Annotated in this window: 20 protein-coding genes and 1 tRNA gene; 10 read left to right on the forward strand and 11 right to left on the reverse strand. The window is 35.0% G+C overall.

The features are described from left to right. Positions 1-3 precede the first annotated feature (3 nt). From ACFOWM_RS11280 to ACFOWM_RS11290, 3 genes are read left to right on the forward strand one after another with little or no spacing between them, the layout of a single operon-like run. Complete coding sequence (locus tag ACFOWM_RS11280; RefSeq protein WP_379710059.1) at positions 4-948, forward strand: NAD(P)H-dependent flavin oxidoreductase; 945 nt, start codon at positions 4-6, stop codon at positions 946-948. Positions 949-996: 48 nt separating this feature from the next. After that, complete coding sequence (locus ACFOWM_RS11285) at positions 997-3,366, forward strand: polysaccharide biosynthesis/export family protein (RefSeq protein WP_379710062.1); 2,370 nt, start codon at positions 997-999, stop codon at positions 3,364-3,366. A gap of 12 nt (positions 3,367-3,378) precedes the next feature. Beyond that, on the forward strand, positions 3,379-4,407 hold the full coding sequence (locus tag ACFOWM_RS11290) for a hypothetical protein (RefSeq protein ID WP_379710065.1): 1,029 nt from the start codon (positions 3,379-3,381) through the stop codon (positions 4,405-4,407). On the opposite strand, the gene ACFOWM_RS11295 is transcribed toward ACFOWM_RS11290, so the two are convergent. From ACFOWM_RS11295 to ACFOWM_RS11310, 4 genes are all read right to left on the reverse strand, one after another. Continuing rightward, positions 4,404-5,696 (reverse strand): ABC transporter permease, encoded by a 1,293-nt coding sequence (locus ACFOWM_RS11295; protein WP_379710068.1) that lies wholly within the window; start codon positions 5,694-5,696, stop codon positions 4,404-4,406. The genes ACFOWM_RS11290 and ACFOWM_RS11295 overlap by 4 nt on opposite strands. Positions 5,697-5,705: 9 nt before the next feature. Continuing rightward, positions 5,706-6,635, reverse strand: coding sequence for an ABC transporter ATP-binding protein (locus ACFOWM_RS11300; protein WP_379710071.1), 930 nt, complete (start codon positions 6,633-6,635; stop codon positions 5,706-5,708). Positions 6,636-6,715: 80 nt separating this feature from the next. Beyond that, on the reverse strand, positions 6,716-8,302 hold the full coding sequence (locus ACFOWM_RS11305; RefSeq protein ID WP_379710073.1) for an NAD(P)/FAD-dependent oxidoreductase: 1,587 nt from the start codon (positions 8,300-8,302) through the stop codon (positions 6,716-6,718). Positions 8,303-8,378: 76 nt separating this feature from the next. Next, on the reverse strand, positions 8,379-8,765 hold the full coding sequence (locus ACFOWM_RS11310; RefSeq protein ID WP_379710076.1) for a DUF3127 domain-containing protein: 387 nt from the start codon (positions 8,763-8,765) through the stop codon (positions 8,379-8,381). Positions 8,766-9,187: 422 nt separating this feature from the next. Here ACFOWM_RS11310 and dnaA point away from each other — a divergent pair, with 422 nt between their 5' ends. Together dnaA and ACFOWM_RS11320 are read left to right on the forward strand one after the other, a co-directional pair. After that, the gene (dnaA, locus tag ACFOWM_RS11315) at positions 9,188-10,621 is read left to right on the forward strand and encodes a chromosomal replication initiator protein DnaA (protein ID WP_379710079.1); all 1,434 of its coding nucleotides are present in this window, start codon (positions 9,188-9,190) and stop codon (positions 10,619-10,621) included. A gap of 142 nt (positions 10,622-10,763) precedes the next feature. Then, positions 10,764-11,558, forward strand: coding sequence for a DUF2452 domain-containing protein (locus tag ACFOWM_RS11320; RefSeq protein WP_379710082.1), 795 nt, complete (start codon positions 10,764-10,766; stop codon positions 11,556-11,558). A gap of 54 nt (positions 11,559-11,612) precedes the next feature. Here ACFOWM_RS11320 and fumC read toward each other — a convergent pair whose 3' ends face one another. After that, a complete protein-coding gene (fumC, locus tag ACFOWM_RS11325; protein WP_379710084.1) occupies positions 11,613-13,010 on the reverse strand; it encodes a class II fumarate hydratase in 1,398 nt (465 codons plus the stop codon). Between the two features lie 88 nt (positions 13,011-13,098). On the opposite strand from fumC, the gene ACFOWM_RS11330 reads away from it, so the two are divergent. Next, complete coding sequence (locus tag ACFOWM_RS11330) at positions 13,099-13,644, forward strand: C40 family peptidase (protein WP_379710086.1); 546 nt, start codon at positions 13,099-13,101, stop codon at positions 13,642-13,644. Between the two features lie 32 nt (positions 13,645-13,676). Here ACFOWM_RS11330 and ACFOWM_RS11335 read toward each other — a convergent pair whose 3' ends face one another. After that, complete coding sequence (locus ACFOWM_RS11335) at positions 13,677-14,474, reverse strand: enoyl-CoA hydratase/isomerase family protein (RefSeq protein ID WP_379710089.1); 798 nt, start codon at positions 14,472-14,474, stop codon at positions 13,677-13,679. A gap of 50 nt (positions 14,475-14,524) precedes the next feature. Here ACFOWM_RS11335 and ACFOWM_RS11340 point away from each other — a divergent pair, with 50 nt between their 5' ends. Beyond that, positions 14,525-15,127 carry a trimeric intracellular cation channel family protein gene (locus ACFOWM_RS11340; RefSeq protein WP_379710091.1) on the forward strand — a complete coding sequence of 201 codons (603 nt, stop codon included), beginning with the start codon at positions 14,525-14,527 and terminating at the stop codon, positions 15,125-15,127. Positions 15,128-15,149: 22 nt separating this feature from the next. Here the strand turns inward: ACFOWM_RS11340 and ACFOWM_RS11345 are convergent, their stop codons facing one another. From ACFOWM_RS11345 to ACFOWM_RS11355, 3 genes are all read right to left on the reverse strand, one after another. Continuing rightward, positions 15,150-15,569 (reverse strand): cobalamin B12-binding domain-containing protein, encoded by a 420-nt coding sequence (locus ACFOWM_RS11345; protein ID WP_379710094.1) that lies wholly within the window; start codon positions 15,567-15,569, stop codon positions 15,150-15,152. Between the two features lie 143 nt (positions 15,570-15,712). Then, positions 15,713-17,239 carry a glutamate--tRNA ligase gene (gene gltX, locus ACFOWM_RS11350; RefSeq protein WP_379710097.1) on the reverse strand — a complete coding sequence of 509 codons (1,527 nt, stop codon included), beginning with the start codon at positions 17,237-17,239 and terminating at the stop codon, positions 15,713-15,715. Positions 17,240-17,350: 111 nt separating this feature from the next. Next, positions 17,351-18,199 (reverse strand): hypothetical protein, encoded by an 849-nt coding sequence (locus tag ACFOWM_RS11355; RefSeq protein ID WP_379710099.1) that lies wholly within the window; start codon positions 18,197-18,199, stop codon positions 17,351-17,353. Positions 18,200-18,294: 95 nt separating this feature from the next. Here ACFOWM_RS11355 and ACFOWM_RS11360 point away from each other — a divergent pair, with 95 nt between their 5' ends. From ACFOWM_RS11360 to ACFOWM_RS11370, 3 genes are all read left to right on the forward strand, one after another. Next, positions 18,295-18,948, forward strand: coding sequence for a polysaccharide deacetylase family protein (locus ACFOWM_RS11360; protein ID WP_379710102.1), 654 nt, complete (start codon positions 18,295-18,297; stop codon positions 18,946-18,948). Between the two features lie 126 nt (positions 18,949-19,074). Continuing rightward, positions 19,075-19,836 carry a TatD family hydrolase gene (locus ACFOWM_RS11365; protein WP_379710105.1) on the forward strand — a complete coding sequence of 254 codons (762 nt, stop codon included), beginning with the start codon at positions 19,075-19,077 and terminating at the stop codon, positions 19,834-19,836. 38 nt (positions 19,837-19,874) lie between these two features. Beyond that, positions 19,875-19,961: transfer RNA gene (locus tag ACFOWM_RS11370), tRNA-Ser, on the forward strand. A gap of 7 nt (positions 19,962-19,968) precedes the next feature. Here ACFOWM_RS11370 and ACFOWM_RS11375 read toward each other — a convergent pair. After that, positions 19,969-21,246: a UDP-N-acetylmuramoyl-tripeptide--D-alanyl-D-alanine ligase gene (locus ACFOWM_RS11375; RefSeq protein WP_379710107.1), complete on the reverse strand. Its 1,278-nt coding sequence runs from the start codon at positions 21,244-21,246 to the stop codon at positions 19,969-19,971. A gap of 77 nt (positions 21,247-21,323) precedes the next feature. Further along, the gene (locus ACFOWM_RS11380; protein ID WP_379710110.1) at positions 21,324-22,892 is read right to left on the reverse strand and encodes an SUMF1/EgtB/PvdO family nonheme iron enzyme; all 1,569 of its coding nucleotides are present in this window, start codon (positions 22,890-22,892) and stop codon (positions 21,324-21,326) included. Position 22,893 lies beyond the last annotated feature (1 nt).

Raw genomic sequence — 22,893 nt, forward strand, 5'->3', positions numbered from 1 at the left:
TATATGATTACATCAAAAAGAATTACTGATTTATTTGGTATAGAAAAACCCATTATACAGGCCGGTATGATATGGGCCAGTGGTTGGGAACTGGCTAGCGCTGTTAGCAATGCAGGCGGACTGGGTATTATTGGGAGCGGAAGTATGTACCCTGAGGTACTTAAAAATCAAATTATAAAATGTAAAGCTGCAACGGATAAGCCTTTTGCTGTAAATATTCCTTTATTATACCCTTCTATTGATGCGCATATACAAACCATCATCGACCTAAAAGTACCAATAGTTTTTTCAAGTGCAGGTAATCCTAATACTTACACTGCTACCCTAAAATCGCATGGCATTAAGGTTGTACATGTAGTAAGTAGTACAAAGTTTGCCTTAAAAGCACAGGCTGCAGGTTGTGATGCAGTGGTGGCAGAAGGTTTTGAAGCCGGTGGCCATAACGGACGTGAAGAAACTACCACAATGGTTTTGATACCAGCTGTGGCCGCAGCCTTAGATATACCAGTTATTGCAGCAGGTGGTATTGCAACGGGAAGGCAAATGTTAGCGGCAATGGTGTTAGGTGCAAGTGCTGTGCAAATTGGTAGCAGGTTTGTAGCAAGTAACGAAGCCAGTTGCCATATTAATTTTAAAAATGCTGTTGTGGCAGCGCCAGAAGGCAGTACACAACTATCCCTAAAGCAACTCACACCCGTACGGTTACTTAAAAATGAATTTTTTAACAAAGTAGTTGCGGCCGAAAATGCACATGCTGATAAAACTACCTTAGAACAATTGCTCGGTAGAGGTCGTGCCAAAAAAGGCATGTTTGAAGGCGATTTGGTAGAGGGTGAATTGGAAATAGGACAAGTAACCAGCTTAATAAAAACCATACAGCCAGCGGCTGACATAGTGCAAGAGATATGGCTGGAATACAACGAATTATTAACTGCCTTAGGCAAATAATACTATATTTGCCGTAATCAATCAATTTGTAAAACAATCCTTAGAGTAATGCATAGAGGATCAATGGTTTCAATACCAAGATTATTATTATTGTTATTATCAGTAATAGTATCAACCATCACTTTTTCACAGCCGCCTCCTACTACAAATCCATCTGGGGTGCCTACTATAAATACACCTCCAGTTAACCTAACAAACCCACAGCTACAATCGGTTTTGGCAGATGGTAATAATACTGATGCTGGTAAGGATAGAAATGCTGACTTATATAAAAACAATAAAGTTTATAAGGATAGCTTAACCGATAATAGTGGTTCTAAAAACGAGTACAGTCCTAAAAATACATACGGTGCTAACGTATTTTCAAACGCAGCACAAACCAATGTGGCTGAATTATCTACACCACCACTTGATTATCCTATAGGCGTAGGCGATGAAATTATTGTGAGTTTATACGGAGGAGCTGAGTTTCAAAATAATTATGTTGTTGGTTCTGATGGATCAATTTTCCCTAAGGGTATGGGTAAAATTTATGTAGGAGGGTTGGTATTTGAAAATGTACGAAGGTTATTATACAGTCGTTTTTCAGCCGTAGTTCCTGTAGGTACTAATATTGATATTGCTTTAGGTAAGCCACGTACCATAAATATTAATGTTGTTAATGAAGTAAATAACCCAGGTATTTATACCGTTTCGGCATTTAGTAATGCATTTAATGTAATTGCCAAAGCTGGCGGCGTCACCAATCAAGGCAATTTGCGCAATATTCAAATTAAACGCAATGGTAGGGTTATTGAGGAGTTAGATGTTTATAAATATTTACAAACTGGCGATTTTGGCAAGCATATTTATCTACAAAATAATGATTTCATTATAGTACCATTTTATGAAAAGAAAGTGTTGGTAACCGGGGAGTTTAAGCGCCCTATGTATTATCAATTACGTAAAGATGAAGGGGTAAAAGCATTACTAAAATACAGTGGGGGTTTAAATTCAGGAGCATTAGCTTCTAATTTAAAAATTGTTAGGGTTGAAAATGAAAGCCAAATTATTAGAGATATCAATGCAAATGCTATTTTAAAAATTGCAGGTCAAGATGAATTATTGAAAGATGGTGATATTTTGAAGGCAGATTTGGTAAAAAATGGTATCATCAATAAAGTTGAAATTAAAGGAGAAGTAAAATATCCTGATACTTATGAGTACAGAGATGGTGATAAATTATTTGACTTAATTAACAGAGCAGGTGGTGTTACTCGTAATACCTACTTAAATAGAGCTTATGTTTTTAGAGGTGCTGGTGATTCAACCTCTTTACAATCTGATAGGTTAGAAGTCGATTTAACAGATATTTCAAACAACAATATATTAAGTAAAAATAACGTGGCTTTACAACCCAATGATGTTGTATTACTTTTTGGTAGCTATGAATTTTCTGAACCCATTAATGTTGAAATTTTTGGTGAAGTAAGAAAACCAGGCACTCAAAGAAAATATGGCGGCATGACGTTGCAAGATTTATTGTATTTGTCTGGCGGCTTAAAACCATCGGCTGAATTTGGCCGTTTAGAAATTTCAAGTATTGTAGATGTTGACTCTGCACGTAAAGGTTTAAAACCAACAAGAACCGTTGTAAAATCTTATGCAATTGATCAAAACTTGCAAATTGACTCAGCTGCTGCTCAAATATTAATGAAACCTTACGATCAAGTATTAGTGAGAAAAAATCCCACATTTGAACTGCAACAAAATATTGAAATAAAAGGCTTGGTAAAATACCCAGGTTTATACCCACGATTAGATAAATACGAAAAATTATCATCCTATATTGCTAGAGCTGGTGGTTTTAAAGAGAATGCTAACTTATCAGGTGCGGTTTTATATAGACGCAAAACAGAAAATTTAAGAGAAAAGCAAGTAAGTGAAACACAGTATGATAGTGTTGGAAACGCAATTGAGACAGCTAAAAAAATTAAAAATATTGATGAACCAGTAAGTATTGATTTGTATAAAGCCTTAAAATATAAGAATTCTAAATTCGATATTATTTTACAAGAAAATGATATCATCTTTATTCCTGAAATTAATCCTTTTGTAAGTGTAGAAGGTAAAGTACAATCGCCACTCAAAATAGTTTTTGATAAAGAGCATACCAATGTTGCTTTTTACGTAGACAAAGCTGGTGGTTTTGGTATAAGACCTTGGAAACGTAGGGTTTTTGTAACATACGCCAATGGTAAAAGTAAGCGTACAAAAAATTTCTTCTTCTTTCATTTTTACCCAAGAGTAGAAGAAGGGTCGGTAATTACAATACCTGGCAGACCAGAAGGACAAGAAATTACTGACGTTATTAGAACAACAGCCACAAGTTTAGTACCAGTGCTGGTTACAGCCCTTATATTGAAGTATATCAATTAATTTTTCTTATAAATGACTAGCCAAATACTCATTAAAAATTTATTAGATAGATTAAACAAATTCAAATTTGTGATACTAGGCGCTGCATTAATACTAGCAGTATTGTTATATTTTTATGTAAATAGTTTACCTACATCTTACAGCATAAAAGCAACAGTTTTTCCTCTTACATCTGGTTCTGATAATAGTTCTGCCTCATCAAGAATTGGAGAAATATTAGGCGCTAATGGCGCAAATTCAAAAAGTATTACTGATGATGCTAATGTAAATATTGAAGAAGTTGCCAAAAGTAGAAAAACGAGAGAAGCCGTAGCGCTGGTTCGTTTACCCCAATTTAAAAATAAAACTATTGCGGAGGTATTAATTGATAACTATAACAAATACAAATCATACAGCGCCCCTGAATTAGCTACGCCAAAAGATACAGTTGCATTAGCTGCCACAGGCTCAAGTTTATTGGCAGGTTATTATACTGTAAAAATCAATAAAAATAGTTTGTTAGAAGTAGATTTTACAAGTAAAGATAAAGACTTGATCAGTCCTACAACGTATGTTTTAATTGATAAAATTTCTACATTTTATAAAGAATTAAAAATTAAAAAAGCGCAATACGACTTTGATTTTACCCAACGTAAGGTTGATTCATTTCAAAACCTCATAAACCAATACGATAAAGAGCGTATCGATATTAACAACAAAAGTATTTTTGTACCCCCATCAAAACTACAATATACTGTTCCTGTTGAAAATTTAGAAAATAAAAAATTGTTAGTTTTAGCACAATATAACAATGCCGTATCTAATAGAGAAGAAGCCTTGTGGCGCTTACAAAAAGTTACGCCTATTATCGAAATACTTGACAGACCAGAACCGCCATTTATACCTGTTAAGCCATCTAAAATGGTATATGCATTTGGTGGGTTTATTTTAGGGCTTATTTTGTTTTCATTAATTTTTATTGCTGATATACTTTATAAATATGCCAACAAGCAAATCAAATCTTCTATTGATAGTAAATTAAATAATCAAACTACCGCTTAGTTTTTTCTAAAAGCTAGTTTAAACATTTCTTTCCAACTTGGTTTTTTTCCATACATTAATATGCCCATACGGTACACTTTTGCCGTAAGCCACGTTAAGAATATAAAGCAACCTATTAACAAGGCCATTGATAAGGCCATTTGCCACCAAGGTACATCATAGGTAATTCTGCCCATCATCACAATTGGTGATGTTAAAGGGAACAAACTACCAAAAACTGCTAAACCACTTTGAGGGTCAGATACTGCTTTTGTCATGATGACAAACCCTAGAATTATTGGCATTAAAATAGGAAACATCAATTGTTGCGACTCCTGCTGATCATCAGTAGCCATACTACCTACTGCAGCAAACAATGCAGCATAAGTGAGGTAACCTGCTAAAAAATAGAATGTAAAAGAAAGGCCAATTTTTAACAATGGTAATGATGATAAGCCAGTTAAAATAGTACTTGTAACACCTGTGTTTGCAGCGGCAGTAGCATTTGCAGCGGTTGCATTGCTTAACAAATCAGGGAAAATAAGTGGTATAAACAATTGCATCGTTACCATTAAAATAATCCAAATAGCAAATTGTGTTAACCCAACTGCACCAATGCCTATAATTTTACCCATCATTAATTGAAATGGTTTAATAGAGCTCACCATTACCTCTGCAATTCTATTCGTTTTTTCTTCGCTTACGCCTCTCATTACTTGGGTACCATAAATAATCATCATTATATAAATGAGCATACCACAAATAAACGATACACCGTAAGCTACACCTGCCACACTTTTTTTACTACCAGTTTCAGTATCAATCGTATTTTCAATATCTACATCGGCTTTTATTTTTTTATATGTTTCTGCTGCAATGCCCGATGCAGCTAATCTTTTAGCTTCTATGGCTTTGTTAACCAGTTGTTCTATCTTAAAAGAAGTGCTCAAGTTCATAGTTGATTTGCTATGCAGCACAATATTTTTAGGGCTATCAATATTAATAGAAGGGATGTATAAAAATGCTTTGTAGCCAGCATCTTTATATTCATTTACAAAAACTTTCTCCGTTTTATTATTTATCAAAACATAATTACCCAAACTATCTAGCGAAGCTTTATTTAAAATATTGGCTTCATCAATAACAGCAATTTTTTCTTTATCAGTACTGCCTTTCATGGTAATGGCAATGATGCCAATATAAAATGCAATAAATACTAGTGGCACTAAAATAGTAGTGAGTAAAAATGATTTTTTTTGAACCCTCGATAAATATTCTCTACTAATAACTAAACCTATTTTATTTTTCATTTGTTGTAATTATATGTTTTGAAATTGACGGGCTTTTGAAGTACCTTCTACTAATTTTATAAAAATATCATTGAGTGATGGTAGTAGTTCTTTAAATTCATTTATTTGAACACCTTGTTGAATAAACCATTGTAACACATCATTTGTATTAGTATTGGGTTGCAACTGTAATAGTAATTGATGTTGGTTGTGTTCAATAACCGTAAACATTGAATGATGCTCAATATTTGCTAACGGCTTGTTACTACTAATACTGTATAGGTTTTCTTTATGTGCTTGTTTTACTTGTTGTACCGTTCCATCTAATATTTTTTTCCCTTTGTTAACTAAGATGATGTGGTCGCAAATTTCTTCAACTTGCTCCATTCTATGTGTACTAAAAATGATGGTACTACCGTTTTGAGCCAACCTAAAAATTTCATCTTTTATTAAATTGGCATTTACAGGATCTAAGCCACTAAAGGGTTCATCTAAAATAATCAACTTCGGTTCATGCAAAACCGTAATTACAAATTGTAATTTTTGTTGCATGCCTTTACTCAAATCTTCTACCTTTTTATGCCACCAACTTTGCATTTCAAATTTTTCAAACCAATACTGCACCTTGGCCAATGCTTCCGATTTACTAAGGCCTTTTAATTGTGCTAAATACAAGGCTTGTTCACCAATTTTCATTTTTTTATACAAACCTCGTTCTTCAGGCATGTAACCAATATTGACACTATCATCTTCAGGTTGGTAGGGTTTTCCGTTAAAAATGATTTGACCACTATCTTGATAAAAAATACCCGTAATCATTCGCAGTAAAGTGGTTTTACCAGCACCATTTGGACCTAGCAAACCAAATATTGATCCTTTAGGAATGTTAAAGCTGATATCATCAACCGCCTTTTGTGTTGCAAAATATTTTTTGATATTTTCTAGTTGCAATAAATGCATAGTAATATTATTTGATATTAAAAGTAATACCAATATAATTATCAGTAATTAATAAAATTTATGAGTGGTAAAAATTAGGTTTAAGTAGGTTGTAACTGTTCTGTAATTATTAATGCCAAACGTTCACCATCCATAGCGGCACTTACAATACCACCTGCATAGCCTGCTCCTTCGCCACAAGGGTATAAATTGTTTATTTGTGGGTGTTGTAATGTATCAGCATCTCTTGGTATTCTTACAGGGCTCGATGTTCTGCTTTCTACCGCAACCACTACTGCTTCGTTGGTTAAGTAACCTATTAATTTTTTACCAAATGCTTTAAACCCACCCATTAGCGATTCATAAATAAAGGGAGGTAAAACGGTTGTTAAATCAGCACTTTTTAGGCCGGGTAAGTAGGAGTTGGCTGGTAAAGTTGATGAAGTTTTTTTATTGATAAAATCTTGCATGCGTTGTGCAGGTGCTACAAAATTTCCGCCACCTGCTGTAAATGCTTTTTGTTCAATTAACTGTTGAAATTTCATGAAAAGTAAAGGGTCGTTTTCAGCAATGCCCAGTTTTTTCATAATAGCATAAGTATCTTTTTTTTCTGTTTGTACTACCATGCCACTATTGGCAAACGCATTGTTTCGTTTTGATGGGCTCCATCCGTTTACAACCAATTCACTAGGGTCGGTTGCTGCTGGGGCAATAATACCACCTGGGCACATACAAAATGAAAAAACGCCTCTTTCATTTACTTGTTGTACAAGTGAGTAACTGGCTGGTGGTAAATGAATATCTCTTTCAATATTACAGTGGTATTGTATACTATCAATAAGTTGTTGAGGATGCTCAATTCGTACGCCTAATGCAAATGGCTTCGCTTCTATTAAAATATTTTTATGGTGAAGTAACGTAAAAATATCTCTGGCAGAGTGGCCAGTTGCTAATATGTATGCATCACCTGAAAAGCTATGCCCTTGTTGCGTTACAACGTTTTTTATTTGATTATTTTCAACAGTAAAATCGGTTACCTTTTGTTCAAACAATACTTGTCCGCCATATGCAATAATATGCGCATGCATGGCGGTAATAATTTGTGGTAATTTATTGGTACCTATATGTGGGTGTGCATCGTATACAATATTTTCAGGAGCACCAAAATGTACAAATAATTGTAAAATACGATCTATGTTACCTCTTTTGTTGCTACGGGTATACAACTTACCATCGCTATACGTGCCAGCACCTCCTTCACCAAAGCAATAATTGCTTTCGGGGTTTACAATACCTTCTTTATTTAATGCAGCTAAATCTCTACGCCTTGCCCTAACATTTTTGCCTCTTTCTAAAATTATAGGTTGAATTCCTTTTTCTAATAATTGTAATGCAGCAAAAATACCTGCAGGCCCGGCACCAATAATGATTACTTTTTTGCTAGCATTATGTACATCTTTAAACTGAAAATGAGTGGGTGTATGTTGGTGAAAAGGCTCATTAATAAACGCTTGTAACGTGAGGTTTACATACACGGTTTTACCACGGGCATCAATAGATTTTTTTTGAATTTTATAACCAGTAATGTTGGTTATTTTTTGTGAAGTAGCACTAGCTATATATTGTTTTATTGTAACATCGCTAGCCGCTTCGGCTGGTAATAATTTAAAACTTAATTTTTGTTGCATATTGTATGGGTAAGGTCTTCTCCTTACAAACATTTATAAACACAAACCACTTGTTAAAGTGGTTTGTGTGGGTTATTTAAAACGGTAAATCATCCTTATCATCTTCTGCAGTAAAATTGTCCATTGGTTCAAAAGTATCTGCAGCATTGTTGTTATTACCTGTATTTGGGGCTAACAGTTGCTCAATTCGCCAAGCATCTAAATTGGTAATGTAATTGGTTTTGCCGTCTTTTTCCCATTTGCTTCCTTTAATATTAAAATATACTTTAATGTCATCGCCAATATTTACCTTATCTAATATGGCTGTTTTATCTTGTACACATTGAAATTTTGCATAGTTCACAATAGAACGGCCTTGCACATCATCAATTTTTTCAACAGCAAATTCTCTTGTCTTAAAAGTTTCGGTACGTTGAACGGTGTCATATTTTGCAATTAATTTACCCGTTAATTCATAACTCATATCATTATTTTTTAGGCTTCAAAATTAGCGGTATTTTATGGATTCTTACGGATGATAATCTACAGCCTTTTTTAAGTAATTTTTTTACGAAAAAATTCTACTGTTTTCATGCTTATACACATTTACAAAAAATATAATATGTATTTTTTTTAATTTTTTTTTAATCTGATGAAAAATTATATTTCATTTGAAAAAAATGATAAGATGTAGTACTGTATTGAATTATAGAAAATTATTTTTTTTGAAGAAAGCAGCATTTGATATTTTTTTTTGCCAATGGGTTTTTTAAAAACAATAAAAAGTTTTTTTTATCAACAATTTATTTTGATATTCGCTGTCCCCATAAAAATTGGTGTGTGTTTTACCATTTTATTGGACCAAAACTAACTGAATACTGTAAGTAAAAAATTGTTGTATTACTAATGGAGAAATCTTTTGATAAAATATGGGCTTCTTGTTTGGACATTATCAAAGATATTGTAGAATGGCAGCACTTTAAAACGTGGTTTGAACCTATCAAGCCTATCAGCCTGAAAGAAAAAATTCTTACGATTCAAGTACCAAGTCAGTTTTTTTATGAGTATCTTGAAGAGCATTATGTATCGCTCCTTGCTAAAACCTTAAAAAGAGAGTTAGGGAAAGAGGCTAGGCTTGAATACAGAATTATGGTTGATAGTGGCAATAGTAAAAATAAGCCGCTTACCATGGATGTGCCTGGGCATGGATACAAATCATATTCAAACAACGAAATGGATTTTCCGCTGGTTATAAACAATCCTGTTAAAAACCCGTTTGTAATACCGGGTTTAAAAAAGATGCAGATTGATCCGCAACTCAATCCTGCATACACTTTTGATACCTTCATTGAGGGTGATTGTAACCGTGTAGCCCGTAGAGCAGGTAAAACAGTTGCTGAAAAACCAGGCGGTACTTCGTTTAACCCATTGGTAGTGTATGGCGGTGTAGGTTTAGGAAAAACGCATTTAGCACAAGCCATTGGTAATGAGGTTAAAAATTTAAACCCTAACAAGGTTGTATTGTACGTTAGTTCAGAAAAATTCATCAACCAATTTATTGATCACGGTCGTAACAATGCCATCAACGATTTCATTCATTTTTATCAAATGATTGATGTATTGATTATTGATGATATTCAGTTTTTTAACCGTGCCGAAAAATCACAAGATGCTTTCTTTTCTATATTTAACCACTTACACCAAAGTGGTAAGCAACTAATTTTAACCAGCGATAAATCACCTAAAGATTTAGAAGGTGTACAAGAGCGTTTGCTAAGTAGGTTTAGATGGGGTTTAAGTGCTGATTTGCAAGTGCCCGACTACGAAACAAAAATTGAAATTTTAGATATTAAAATGAAAAACGATGGCTTAGATATGCCTCGTGAAGTAGTAAAATATATTGCTTATAACATTAATAGTAATGTAAGAGAGTTAGAAGGCGCCTTAATTTCGTTATTGGCACAATCTTCGCTAAATAAAAGAGAAATAGACCTCGAATTGGCAAAGAAAGTACTTAGAAATTTTGTAAAGTCATCTACTAAAGAGATTACGATAGACGCTATCCAAAAAATGGTATGCGAATATTTTGATGTGGCTTATGATAAGCTTTTACAAAAAACTCGTAAAAGAGAAATTGTACAGGCTCGTCAAATTACCATGTATTTATCAAAAGCATTCACAAAAAATTCATTAAAAACCATTGGTGAGCATTTTGGTGGTAGAGATCATACTACCGTTATACACAGCTGCCAAACGGTGAAAGATTTAATGGATACCGATAGCTTGTTTAAAGAAAGCGTTTTAGAATTGCAACAAAAAGTACAGCTTGCTGCCATGTAATAATTGATTTTCATAAATTTATATATAGCATATTCAATTTGAATATGCTTTTTTTTGCAATAAACTAACGCTCATTTGTTTATTACTCCATATCGTAACAAATAACTTTAAAATGTTACTAATTTTGCCAGCAATTTAAAACATGACAGCAGCATATAATTTTTTGGCCTCATGGCAACTATTTCCTGAAAAAGGAACCTACGAGCAAGGCGAACGCCCCAAAAGCGGCTATTTTCAAATAAGTACTACTGATGTTAGTAATGAGTTGCTCATTAATACAAGCTGGGTTACACTTGAAAATGTGGCGGTGGGTACACAATATAAATTTATTGTGGATGGTCAGCTACAAGATTTTACACAACAAGATTGGGCCACACATGTAAAGGGCAATTTTTTGAGTGGAATTATTTTCGAAATTATTTTTGAAAAAAATGGTACGCAGGTTTTAGAAGTGGTACACGAAATTCAACCCAACGGGTATTTAAAAATTACCCAAAAGGGCATTAATAAAGAAGGTGCAACGTTTACTAATGTAGAATGGTATCACAAGCAAATGAGTGTGTTGCCTTATAGTACAAGTGTTAGCGGTGCTGTTATAAAACCCACCGAGGCTGGCATTATTCGCCACAAAGCCCTTACTGCTATGGAAGAGCAAACCAATATGCAGTTAGATCAGATACGCAAGCAAATTGAACTATTAGCTATGCAGGCACAAGAAATACAATCAAGGAAACAACTCTCCATGATTATATATAGTGCTAAACTTAATTTTCAACCAGTAATTGGGCAAGTTTATCATTTGTATGAAAAAGAAGATGGCAGTTATATGATTAGTATGGTGAGCCCAAAAGAATGGGGCAGGGGTAAAAAACCATTTAAATCGCATTACGCTAAAGTACAATTATTAGCAGATCATACTTGGAAAGAAATATTATAAAAACAAAAACCGTTTCAACATTTGAAACGGTTTTTTTATAAAGTAAAACGCTTATTAAATTTTACCCACCATATCAGCAGGTACTACCCATTGGTCAAATTCTTCAGCAGTTACGTAGCCTAATTTAATAGCCATTTCTTTTAAAGTAGTGCCTTCTTTATGAGCTGTTTGTGCAATTTCGGCTGCTTTGTAATAACCAATTTTAGTATTTAAAGCCGTTACCAACATCAACGAATTATCAACGTGTTTTTTTATGTTGGCTTCAATAGGCTCAATACCTACGGCACATTTATCGTTGAATGATACACAACCATCGCCAATTAAACGGGCGCTGTGTAAAAAATTATAAATCATTACTGGTTTAAAAACGTTTAACTCAAAATGCCCATTACTACCGCCAATACCAATAGTAACATCGTTACCCATTACTTGAGCAGCTATCATGGTTAAAGCCTCACATTGTGTTGGGTTTACTTTGCCTGGCATAATAGAAGAGCCCGGTTCATTATCAGGTATAAAGAGTTCACCAATGCCACTACGTGGTCCACTTGATAACATCCTTACATCATTAGCAATTTTCATTAAACTTACGGCAACAGTTTTTAGAGCACCATGTGCTTCTACAATAGCATCATGCGCTGCCAATGCTTCAAATTTATTTTCGGCTGTTACAAATGGCAAGCCGGTTAAATCAGCAATATATTTAGCCACATTTTCAGCATAACCAGCAGGTGTGTTAATACCAGTACCAACAGCCGTACCACCCAAAGCTAGTTCACTCAAATGCGCTAATGTATTGTTGATGGCACGTAAGCCATGGTCGAGTTGCGATACATAGCCGCTAAATTCTTGTCCTACGGTTAGTGGTGTAGCATCCATAAAATGGGTACGACCAATTTTAACGACGTTTTTATATTGCTCCGCTTTTTGCGCTAATGTATCTCTTAATTTTTTTATGCCTGGTATGGTAACATCAACCAAAATTTTATAGGCTGCAATATGCATCGCCGTTGGGAAAGTATCGTTACTACTTTGGCTTTTGTTTACATCATCATTAGGGTGTAAAAACTTTTCTTTATCGCCTAACTGTCCACCATTTAAAACATGCCCACGGTAAGCAATTACTTCATTTACATTCATGTTGCTTTGCGTACCACTACCGGTTTGCCAAACTACTAAAGGAAAATATTCATCTAATTGCCCGGCTAAAATTTCATCACACACTTTACCAATGAGGTCACATTTTTCGGTTGATAATACACCAGCATCTTTATTAGTTAATGCAGCTGCTTTTTTTAAATATGCAAATGCCTTAATAATTTCTTTGGGCATTTTATTAATATCTTGTGCAATTTTAAAATTATCAATACTGCGTTGGGTTTGTGCACCAAAGTAAGCGTTTACAGGCACTTTTACTTCACCCATTGTATCCTTTTCAATTCTGTATTCCATGGTGTAATAATGATTTTATAATGAGGTGCAAAGATAGTTGAAACAAATAATTACTATCTTGTAAACAACCCATCAATTTTTATAATCCATGAATGGTAAAGTTTTTTTTATAGTATGTTTTGTATCCTTTTTTTTATTGGCATGTGGTAGCAGTAAAAAACTTTCAAAAGCTACAGAAGTAACAAAAAGTACCAGTGTGGTAATGAACCCTAAAGCTAAAACCTTTAAACAGTTGATTGTTTTAAACAGAAATGAGTTAGTGGCTTTTGCCAAAACACTGTTAGGTACACCATATAAGTATGGCTCGGCTAACCCCAAAAATGGTTTAGATTGCTCCGGTTTTATTCAATATGTGTTTACCCATTTTAATGTAAAAACACCTCGAACTTCCGTTGATTTTACCAATGAAGGCGCTACCATATTTTATGAAGATGCTCAACCAGGTGATTTGATTTTATTTACAGGAAGCGATAATAGTACCGGCATTGTGGGCCATATGGGTATCATAACTGCAGGCGGTAAAGTACCGCAGTTTATTCATTCAACATCAGGTAAAAATGTAGGTGTAATCATCAATAATTTTACAGGGTATTACAAAACCCATTTCGTAAAAGTGATTAGAATTATTCAATAAAAAACGCACTAAAAGTAGTGCGTTTTTGAAATTTATTTTCCGGTGAAAATTGCTTTTCGTTTTTCTAAAAAGGCGGTAGTACCTTCTTTCATATCATCAGTAGCAAAGGTTTCGCCAAAGGCAGCCATTTCTAACTCATAGCCGCTTTTACCATTGGTGTAGGCACTGTCGCTCACTACTGCAACGTTTACACATTCAATTACTTTGCTGATTGCAATAGGTGCTTTGGTATGTATGGATTGTAAAATTTCTTTTGCCTTTGGCAATAATTCATCAGCCGTGGTAACATAATTTACCAAACCTAACTGTAAGGCTTCAGTAGCGCCAATCATATTAGCCGTCATTTGCAACTCCATGCTTTTACCTTTACCAATTAATTGCGTAAGCCGTTGCGTACCACCATAGCCTGGTATTAAGCCGAGGTTTACTTCGGGCTGACCAAATTTGGCATTATCACTACATAATCTAAAATGACAAGCCATGGCTAATTCGCAGCCACCACCTAAAGCAAAACCATTAACAGCAGCTATTACAGGCTTTTTACTGTTTTCTATTTTAAAGAAAATATCTTGTCCACGTTTTGAAAGTGCCATGGCTTCTTCATTTGTTAGGCCGTTAAATTCACTAATATCAGCACCTGCAACAAAAGCCTTGCTGCCGGCACCAGTTATGATGGCTGATTTTATGTCGGTATTGTTTTGAATATGGTCAATGGCAGCTTCTACATCAGTAAATACATCTTTATTTAATGCATTTAGTTTATCAGGTCGGTTAATGGTTATAATTGCGGTACCATTTTCAATGGCAAATAGTAATGTGGTAAAATTCATTTGGTATATTTTTTCAGCATCGAAGATAATACATTTGATAACTTTACGGCATGACGTTGCTCCAATTCATTACCTATACCGGAACTTTTGTTTTTGCATTAACCGGTGCTTTAAAAGCCCGAAAATTTCAGATGGATATTTTCGGAGGCTTAGTGGTAGCTTTTGCAACGGCTTATGGTGGCGGAACCATTAGAGATGTTTTAATTGGAATAAGACCTGTGAATTGGGTAAATGATTATGTAGCGTTGGCGTTGGTGGTAGCAGGTGGTATTATTACTTTTTTATTGAAAGAAGGCGTTAATAAATTTAGCAAAACCATTTTTTTTACTGATGCGTTGGGTATTGGTTTATTTACAGCTGCAGGTATTGAAGTGGCATTGGCACAAGGTGTTAACCAACCCTATGCATTAATTATGGGTGTAATTTCAGCCACTTTCGGTGGCTTGATTGCTGATATTTTTTGCAACGATGTACCTAATTTATTTAAGAGAGGAGAGTTATACGCAACGGCTTGTGCTATTGGCGGTGCTATTTATTTGTTACTCAAACAAACCAATATTGATAAAGAAATCAACTTAATTATTTGTGTGGTATTGGTAATCGCTATCAGAATTTACTCAAAAAGAAACCGCTTGCAATTGCCTAATATTTGAGTAATAAAACAAAAGGCAACTTTTAAAATGATCTATTTTCAACCACCCAATTTTTTATATAATCTGCAATTTCGGTGGTGGTAGTGCCTGGCGGAAAAAGGCGCCCAGTACCCATATCGTTAAGGGCTTTCATATCATCTTCTGGTATAATGCCACCGCCGGTGAGTAACACATCATTCATGCCCTTTTCTTTCAATAAAGTCATTATTTTCGGAAAAACCGTCATGTGAGCACCACTTAAAATACTTACGCCAATGGCATCTACATCTTCTTGCAATGCAGCATTTACCACCATTTCAGGTGTTTGGCGTAGGCCTGTATAAATTACTTCCATACCAGCATCTCTGAGTGCGGTGGCAATTACTTTAGCGCCTCTATCATGCCCATCTAAACCAACTTTGGCAACTAATACTCTTACAGGTCTGTTTAATGTTTGGCTCACAAAAACGAAATTTTAATAAGCGTAAAAGTAATTAAAAATATGTTGTGGGAAATGATTTTGTAGAATTTAAAAATTGAGTACCGTAACAAAAAAAACGCATCCATTTTTCAATAGATGCGTTTTAATATTTTACTTAAACGTTTTTATAAAAATCGTGGAAATGCTTGTTGTATACGTTCAATAGTTGCTTGCTTACCTATTTTTTCAGCAATATCAAAAACACCTGGTCCAAACTTAGCGCCTACTAACATAATACGTAAGGGCAATTGTAACTCACCCGGTTTTATGTTTTTTTCTGTTGCCAATGCTTTGAATAACAGTTCTAGTGCAGGCGCATCAAACTGTGGCATTGTTTGAATTTGTGCTATCAATACTTCGAAAAAACTTGCTTTTTCTGCTGACCATTTTGGTTTTACAGAGGCTACATCCCATTGGGTAGGGGCTTTAAAAAAGTAGGCCGTTTGTTCATAAAAATCTGTCAACAAAGTACAGCGCTCTTTTACCATTTCCATAATAGTTACCAAATAGGCATCATCAGTAATTTCAATTTGCTGTGCTGCCAGTAAACTTTTTACTTGTGGTAGATAATGCGCAGCTGGTAATTTTTTAATCCATTCATGGTTATACCATTTGGCTTTTTCAAAATCAAATTTAGCACCTGCTTTTTGTACCCTTTCCATACTAAAAGCTGCAATGAGTTCATCTATGCTAAATACCTCTTGTTCAGTACCGGGGTTCCAACCAAGCATGGCTAATAAGTTCATAAATGCTTCAGGTAAAAAACCTAACTCTTTAAAACCTTTGGTTAGTTCTTTGGTTTTAGGGTCTTGCCAATCCATAGCATATACCGGAAAGCCCAAGCGATCACCATCTCTTTTACTTAATTTGCCATTACCATCTGGTTTTAAAATAAGCGGTAAATGTGCCCATTGTGGCATATGTTCTAACCCAAATAAATACTTCCATAATAAAATATGTACGGGTGCACTAGGTAACCATTCTTCACCTCTAAAAGCATGGGTAATTTTCATCAAATAATCATCTACCACTACCGCTAAGTGATACGTAGGCATACCATCTGCTTTCAGCAATACCTTGTCGTCAACATTAGTGGTATCAAATTCAATATCGCCTCTAATCATATCTGTAAAAGATAGTATGTCATTAGGGTCAACCTTTATTCTAATAACATACGGCGTACCGTTATCAATTAAAGCTTGTGTTTCCTGCGGTAACAAACGCAACGAATTGTTCATGCGCATGCGTATGCCAGCATCATATTGTAAGCTACCGCTGCCTTCTGCTTTACGTTGTGCCCTCATGGCTTCAATTTCTTCAGGCGTATCAAAAGCGTAATAAGCTTTACCTGCTGCTACCAATTGCTCGGCATATTGCTTATAAATGGGTTTACGTTCGCTTTGACGATAGGGTGCATAAGGACCACCTGCTAACACACTTTCATCAGCAGTGATGCCACACCATTGTAAACATTCAAAAATATAGGCTTCAGCTCCCGGCACAAAACGGGTTTGGTCGGTATCTTCAATACGCAATATAAAATCGCCACCATGTTTTTTGGCGAATAAATAATTGAACAAAACTGTTCGTACACCACCAAGGTGTAGGCCGCCTGTGGGGCTCGGGGCAAATCGTACTCGTACTTTACTCATAGGTTGCAAAGATACTGCATCAACTATAAATGCAGTTTTAGTACCCAATAGTTTACAAACAAAAAAGTTGCACCAAATGGTACAACCTTTTTAAATATATTATTTGTGATGTTATCTTAACAAGAAAGTTCTTGCAGGGCGACCATCAATTGATATGGTGGCAATTTTATCACAAGCGCCATTACCATAATCAATAGTAGCTGTATGGTTAGGGCCTTGAATTTGGTAAGTACCTTGATCAATATTTTCGCAACTAGCCTTTTTTTGTAGCGCATTTATAATAGTACCCACTCGAGTATTACCTGCTGCGTTGGTGATAGTACGGTTGCCTGTTATAGTAAATACATCATCAATTAAATTTAATGGGGTGTTATTGCCTGCAATTTGGGTAACATTTTGTGTGCCACTGTGTAACCAATAGTTGCCATTTGGAGCGGTAATTTTTCCATTGGTGCAGGTTCTTCGCCAGCTTTTTGTGTTAGCAGTGCTGGTGTTGGTCCAGGTAACATTACCTTCTTTTTTAAAACCACTTACAAAATAGTTATCAAAGTTGAGGGTTGCAACGCTACCTGGGCGACGTAATGAATCTGTTAAGGTTACATTTATTTTACCAGAGCGTACAATGCCGTTGGGAGAGGTGCAACCGCCTGCACCAAAATCAATTACAATGGTTTTAGGGAAGCTGTTAGCAGGTGTAATAGTTACCGTAGCACAGTTTAAAATACCGTTGGTTTCAGCTGCACCACTAGTGAAATTAGTGCCTTGTAAATTATTATCAGCAGCAACTTCGTTCAAAACATCATTCGCATCTTGCATTAAATTTTCGGAAATACCTTCGTATGAGCTGAGGGTAAATGTAGTTTCAAACTCAGTGTTATCAACACTGTTATCTTTTTTACATGATGTAAAAGCAATGGAAATACCTAATGCAATACCTGTTAGTTTTAATAATGATTTCATTTGTATGTATTTAAAATTTTAAGAAGTTATTTTGTAAAAGCATAGACCTATGTTGGTTTTTAAAGTTTAATGGTTTTAAATAATTATTTTTACGCATGTATTATTTGATAAAATCGCCGGGTTGGTTTAAAAGTATTTTCCCCAATATGATATGGGAGGCGGCTACTCAAAAAAATGAAATGTTCCTCACTTTTGATGATGGTCCTCACCCTGTGCACACCCCATTTATATTGAATATTTTAAAACAGTATAATGCTAAAGCAACCTTTTTTTGCATTGGTAAAAATGTAGTGCAATACCCTCATATTTACCAACAAATTATTGATGAAGGCCATGCTATTGGTAACCATACATATAACCATGTAAACGGTTATGTTGTTAAAGATGAAATGTATTTAAAAGAAGTAAATGATGCAGCTGATGTAATTAAATCAAACTTATTTCGACCACCTTATGGACGTATCAAGCGCTTTCAAGCGAAGGTGTTAACTACACTTCAAAAACCTTACAAGATAATTATGTGGACTGTTTTAAGTGGCGATTTTGATACGAGTATTACAAAAGAAACATGTGCAGAAAATGTATTGCTAAAAGCTACTAATGGGGCTATTATTGTATTTCATGATAGTGATAAAGCTGCTGAACGTATGTATTATGCTTTGCCTAAAGTATTACAATATTTTACTGATAAAGGGTATGTATTTGAAAAAATTACGGAGCTTATTACAAACAGGACTTGCCTAAAATAAAACGGACCTGGGTAGAAACCCTGGTCCTTTTTTAATCCGTACCCTATGAAAACTGATGCAAAGATAATATTTTGTTCATTACAGCCAAATTTTTTTTAATTACTTTTTAGTTATTCAATTGTTAACATGATCGATACACATACGCACCTATATAGCGAAGAATTTAAAACGGATCAACATGAAATGATACAACGGGCTATTGCAGCTGGTGTTCTTAAAATGATGATGCCTGCTATTGATAGCAACTACATAGCACCTATGTTACAACTACAACAACAATACCCACAACATTGTTTTGCTATGGCAGGGTTACACCCTTGTTATGTAAAAGAAAATGTAGCTGATGAGTTATTAAAAGTGCAAACGATGTTGCAACAAAAAAATGTAGTGGCTATTGGTGAAACTGGGTTAGATTTTTATTGGGATACTACTTTTAAAGCCGCTCAGTACCAATCATTACAACAACATATTGAATGGGCAATTAATTTTAAACTGCCATTAATACTACATACACGTAATGCCACCCAAGAAACAATTGATGTTATTACAGCACATAAACACCCTGATTTAAAAGGGATTTTTCATTGTTTTGGAGGTAGTGTTGAAGAGGCACAACAAATTATTGATTTAGGATTTTTATTGGGCATTGGTGGCGTACTTACTTATAAAAATGCAGGCTTAGATGTTGTTTTGAAAGAAATTGATATGGTTCATATTGTTTTAGAAACTGATGCACCTTATTTAGCACCTGTACCTAAAAGAGGTAAACGAAATGAAAGTGCCTATTTACCCTTTGTTGCACAAAAGTTAGCTGATATAAAAGAAATAGATATAAATGATGTAATCAACATCACAACAAACAATGCGGAAAAACTATTTAAAGTATAAAATGCATCATGTACTTTTGCCAGCCTACAAATAATAAAGGAGACGTGTCCGAGTGGTTGAAGGAGCACGCCTGGAAAGTGTGTATACGGGAAACTGTATCAAGGGTTCGAATCCCTTCGTCTCCGCAAAATATTACCCTAATACTTTTTCCATAGCCATGGCTCTTGAGCCTTTAATTAGAATATGTGTATTTTCAAATTGTTGTTGATGATACCAATTTGCAATTGCACTTGCATCATCAAATTTTAAATATGTTTCAGGTACGTTTACATAGTCTTTACCTGCCAGTACTACATGGTACCAATGATATTTTTGTAACAATTTAATAATAGCAGTATGTTCAGCAACACTATCCTCACCTAATTCCATCATCCCCCCAATAATTACCACTTTTTTATTGCCTTCCATATGAGCAAAGTTTTCAATGGCAGCCTTCATGCTACTAGGGTTAGCGTTATACGCATCTAAAATAATGGTATTGGTATCTTTTATAATTATTTGTGACCTGCTGTTGCTTGGAGTGTAATGTTCCAATGCGTTTTTAATTTTTTCATCAGGTACATTAAATAATTTGCCAATACACACAGCACTTAATATATTAGCAATATTATACCCGCCTGCTAATTGTGTGTGTATGCTTTGAAGTGTTTCATTATGGTTAATGCTCACTTCTACAAAATGGGCATCATTTTTTACAAACCCAGTAATACGGCCATTTTGGGTACCGTAGGTTACAATATTTTTAATGCCAGCGCTCATCGGCACTAAATAATCTAAATCAGTATTAATAATGGCCGTACCATTATTTGAAGCTAAATATTTAAACAATTCACCTTTACCTTTTCGAACGCCTTCTACACCACCAAAACCTTCTAAATGAGCCTTACCACAATTGGTTATTAAGCCATGGGTAGGCAGGGTATATGTACAATAACTTTCTATTTCTTTTTGGTGATTAGCTCCCATTTCAATAATAGCTATTTCAGCATCTTTTTTTATTGATAATATGGTAAGTGGTACACCGATATGATTGTTTAAATTACCTACAGTGGTATAACATTTATAATGTTCACTCAAAACTGCATGTACTAGCTCCTTGGTAGTGGTTTTACCGTTGCTACCTGTAATAGCTATAAATGGAATATTAAATTGTTGGCGATGGTGCTTTGCAATTGCTTGCAAAGTGGTTAATACATCGTCAGTATATATAATACGATGGTCATTGGTAGGTTGCTTTTCATCACAAATACAGTATGCAGCTCCTTGTGCTAAAGCATTTGCAGCAAAATTATTACCGTTAAAATTAGGCCCTTTTAACGCAAAGAAAATAGCACCTTCAGTAATTTTTCTTGTATCTGTGGTTACGTTTGGGTGTGCTAAAAAAAGTTCGTAAATGGCTGCAATATTCATGTAACAAAAATAATGATGATCACTTAAATATGGGGCATAAAAAAGCCCCTCAAATTGAAGGGCTTTTCTAAAAATTATTATCGTTTTTTTCTTGAGTTTTGTTTTCTTGATGGGAAGTTGTTCGCATCTTTAAAACCAGGGCCTTCTGGTGGTCCAAGGTATGTTTGAGCACATCTGAAACCTACTGTGCTTGCAGCTTGCGTTTCTTGCATATACCTACGTGAACCAGGTGATAACCAATAAGCTCTATCGTTCCAGCTACCGCCTTTAATAACCCTCGATTCATCATTAATTAAAGATGTAATACCATAGCCATAATAAACTTGGCTTGATGAATCACCATCTTGGTAATTGATAACGTTATTTTTTTGGTAGTTAGCTCTGTTTTTAACTTCTTCGTCAGAAATTTCTGTTTTCTTTAATCTTCCTAAACTATCTCTTTCATATTCGCCAGAAGCATTTTTGTATAATTTTTGGAATTTGTTACCACGGAAATAGTTGAAATCTTGTGCATCGAGTGAAGTCATTGGTCTGTATACATCACCCACCCACTCACTTACGTTACCACTCATGTTGTACAAACCAAATGCATTAGGGTAAAACGATTTAACAGGACCTGTGATAGCTGCACGGTCGTTTAAGCCACCAGCAATACCCATATTATCACCACTACCTCTTTTAAAGTTAGCTAAAAACTTACCTTGCCAGCTGCCTCTACGGTTATCTCTTAAACCGTTAGGATTTTTTGACCAAGAGTAAACCTGTTGATTGGTTCTATTTTCCTCACCACTTTGTTTTTCTTTTTTACGTGGATTTGGGTTTTGGTCTAATAAACCATAGGCTGCATATTCCCACTCAGCTTCAGTTGGTAAACGGTCCCCCATGTTTAAAATACCATCTTCCATACGTACGTTGGCCCTTGGCTTACCATTAATATCTTTAAGGTCAGTTTTCTTTGGTTTGCTCTTTGCCATTTGAACCAACTCAGGGTTAATTAAATAAGCTTCTGTGTTGAATGAACCATCAGATCCGCCACCTTTCATTTCTTTTTTTGCAGCATCTTTTTTTAGGTAACCTTTTTTAATAAGGTTTAGTTCATTTACCCTATCAGTTCTCCATATACAAAAATCATGTGCTTGTTGCCAAGTAACACCTACTACCGGGTAATAGTTGTAAGATGGATAGCGGAAATAATATTCAACATAAGGTTCGTTGTATGCTAATTCTTCTCTCCAAACCAAAGTATCTGGTAATGCTTTGTTGATGATGTTACTATCATTACTGAAAGTATTTTCTAACCAATACAAATATTCACGATAGTGTACATTGGCAACTTCTGTTTCGTCAATAAAGAAAGATGGTACAGTAACCCTACGAGGAACATTGTTCCAATCGCCCATTACATCTTCATCTTTAGCACCCATTACAAATGAGCCACCTTGAACAAACACAAGCCCAGGTCCAGCTTTTGGATACTTAACTTTTGCCACATGGAAGTTACCCATGTTTTTATCATCGTAATTCCAACCCGTTGCTGAAGATTTGCCTTTCTTTTTGCTGAAAATACTTCCATTTTTACAAGCACCAAAAGACAAGGCTGCAACTGCTACAAGAATAAAATATTTGCCGGAGAATGTTTTTAACATG

It is taken from the genome of Ferruginibacter yonginensis (genome assembly GCF_042651465.1).
GTDB classification, from domain to species: Bacteria; Bacteroidota; Bacteroidia; order Chitinophagales; family Chitinophagaceae; genus Ferruginibacter; species Ferruginibacter yonginensis.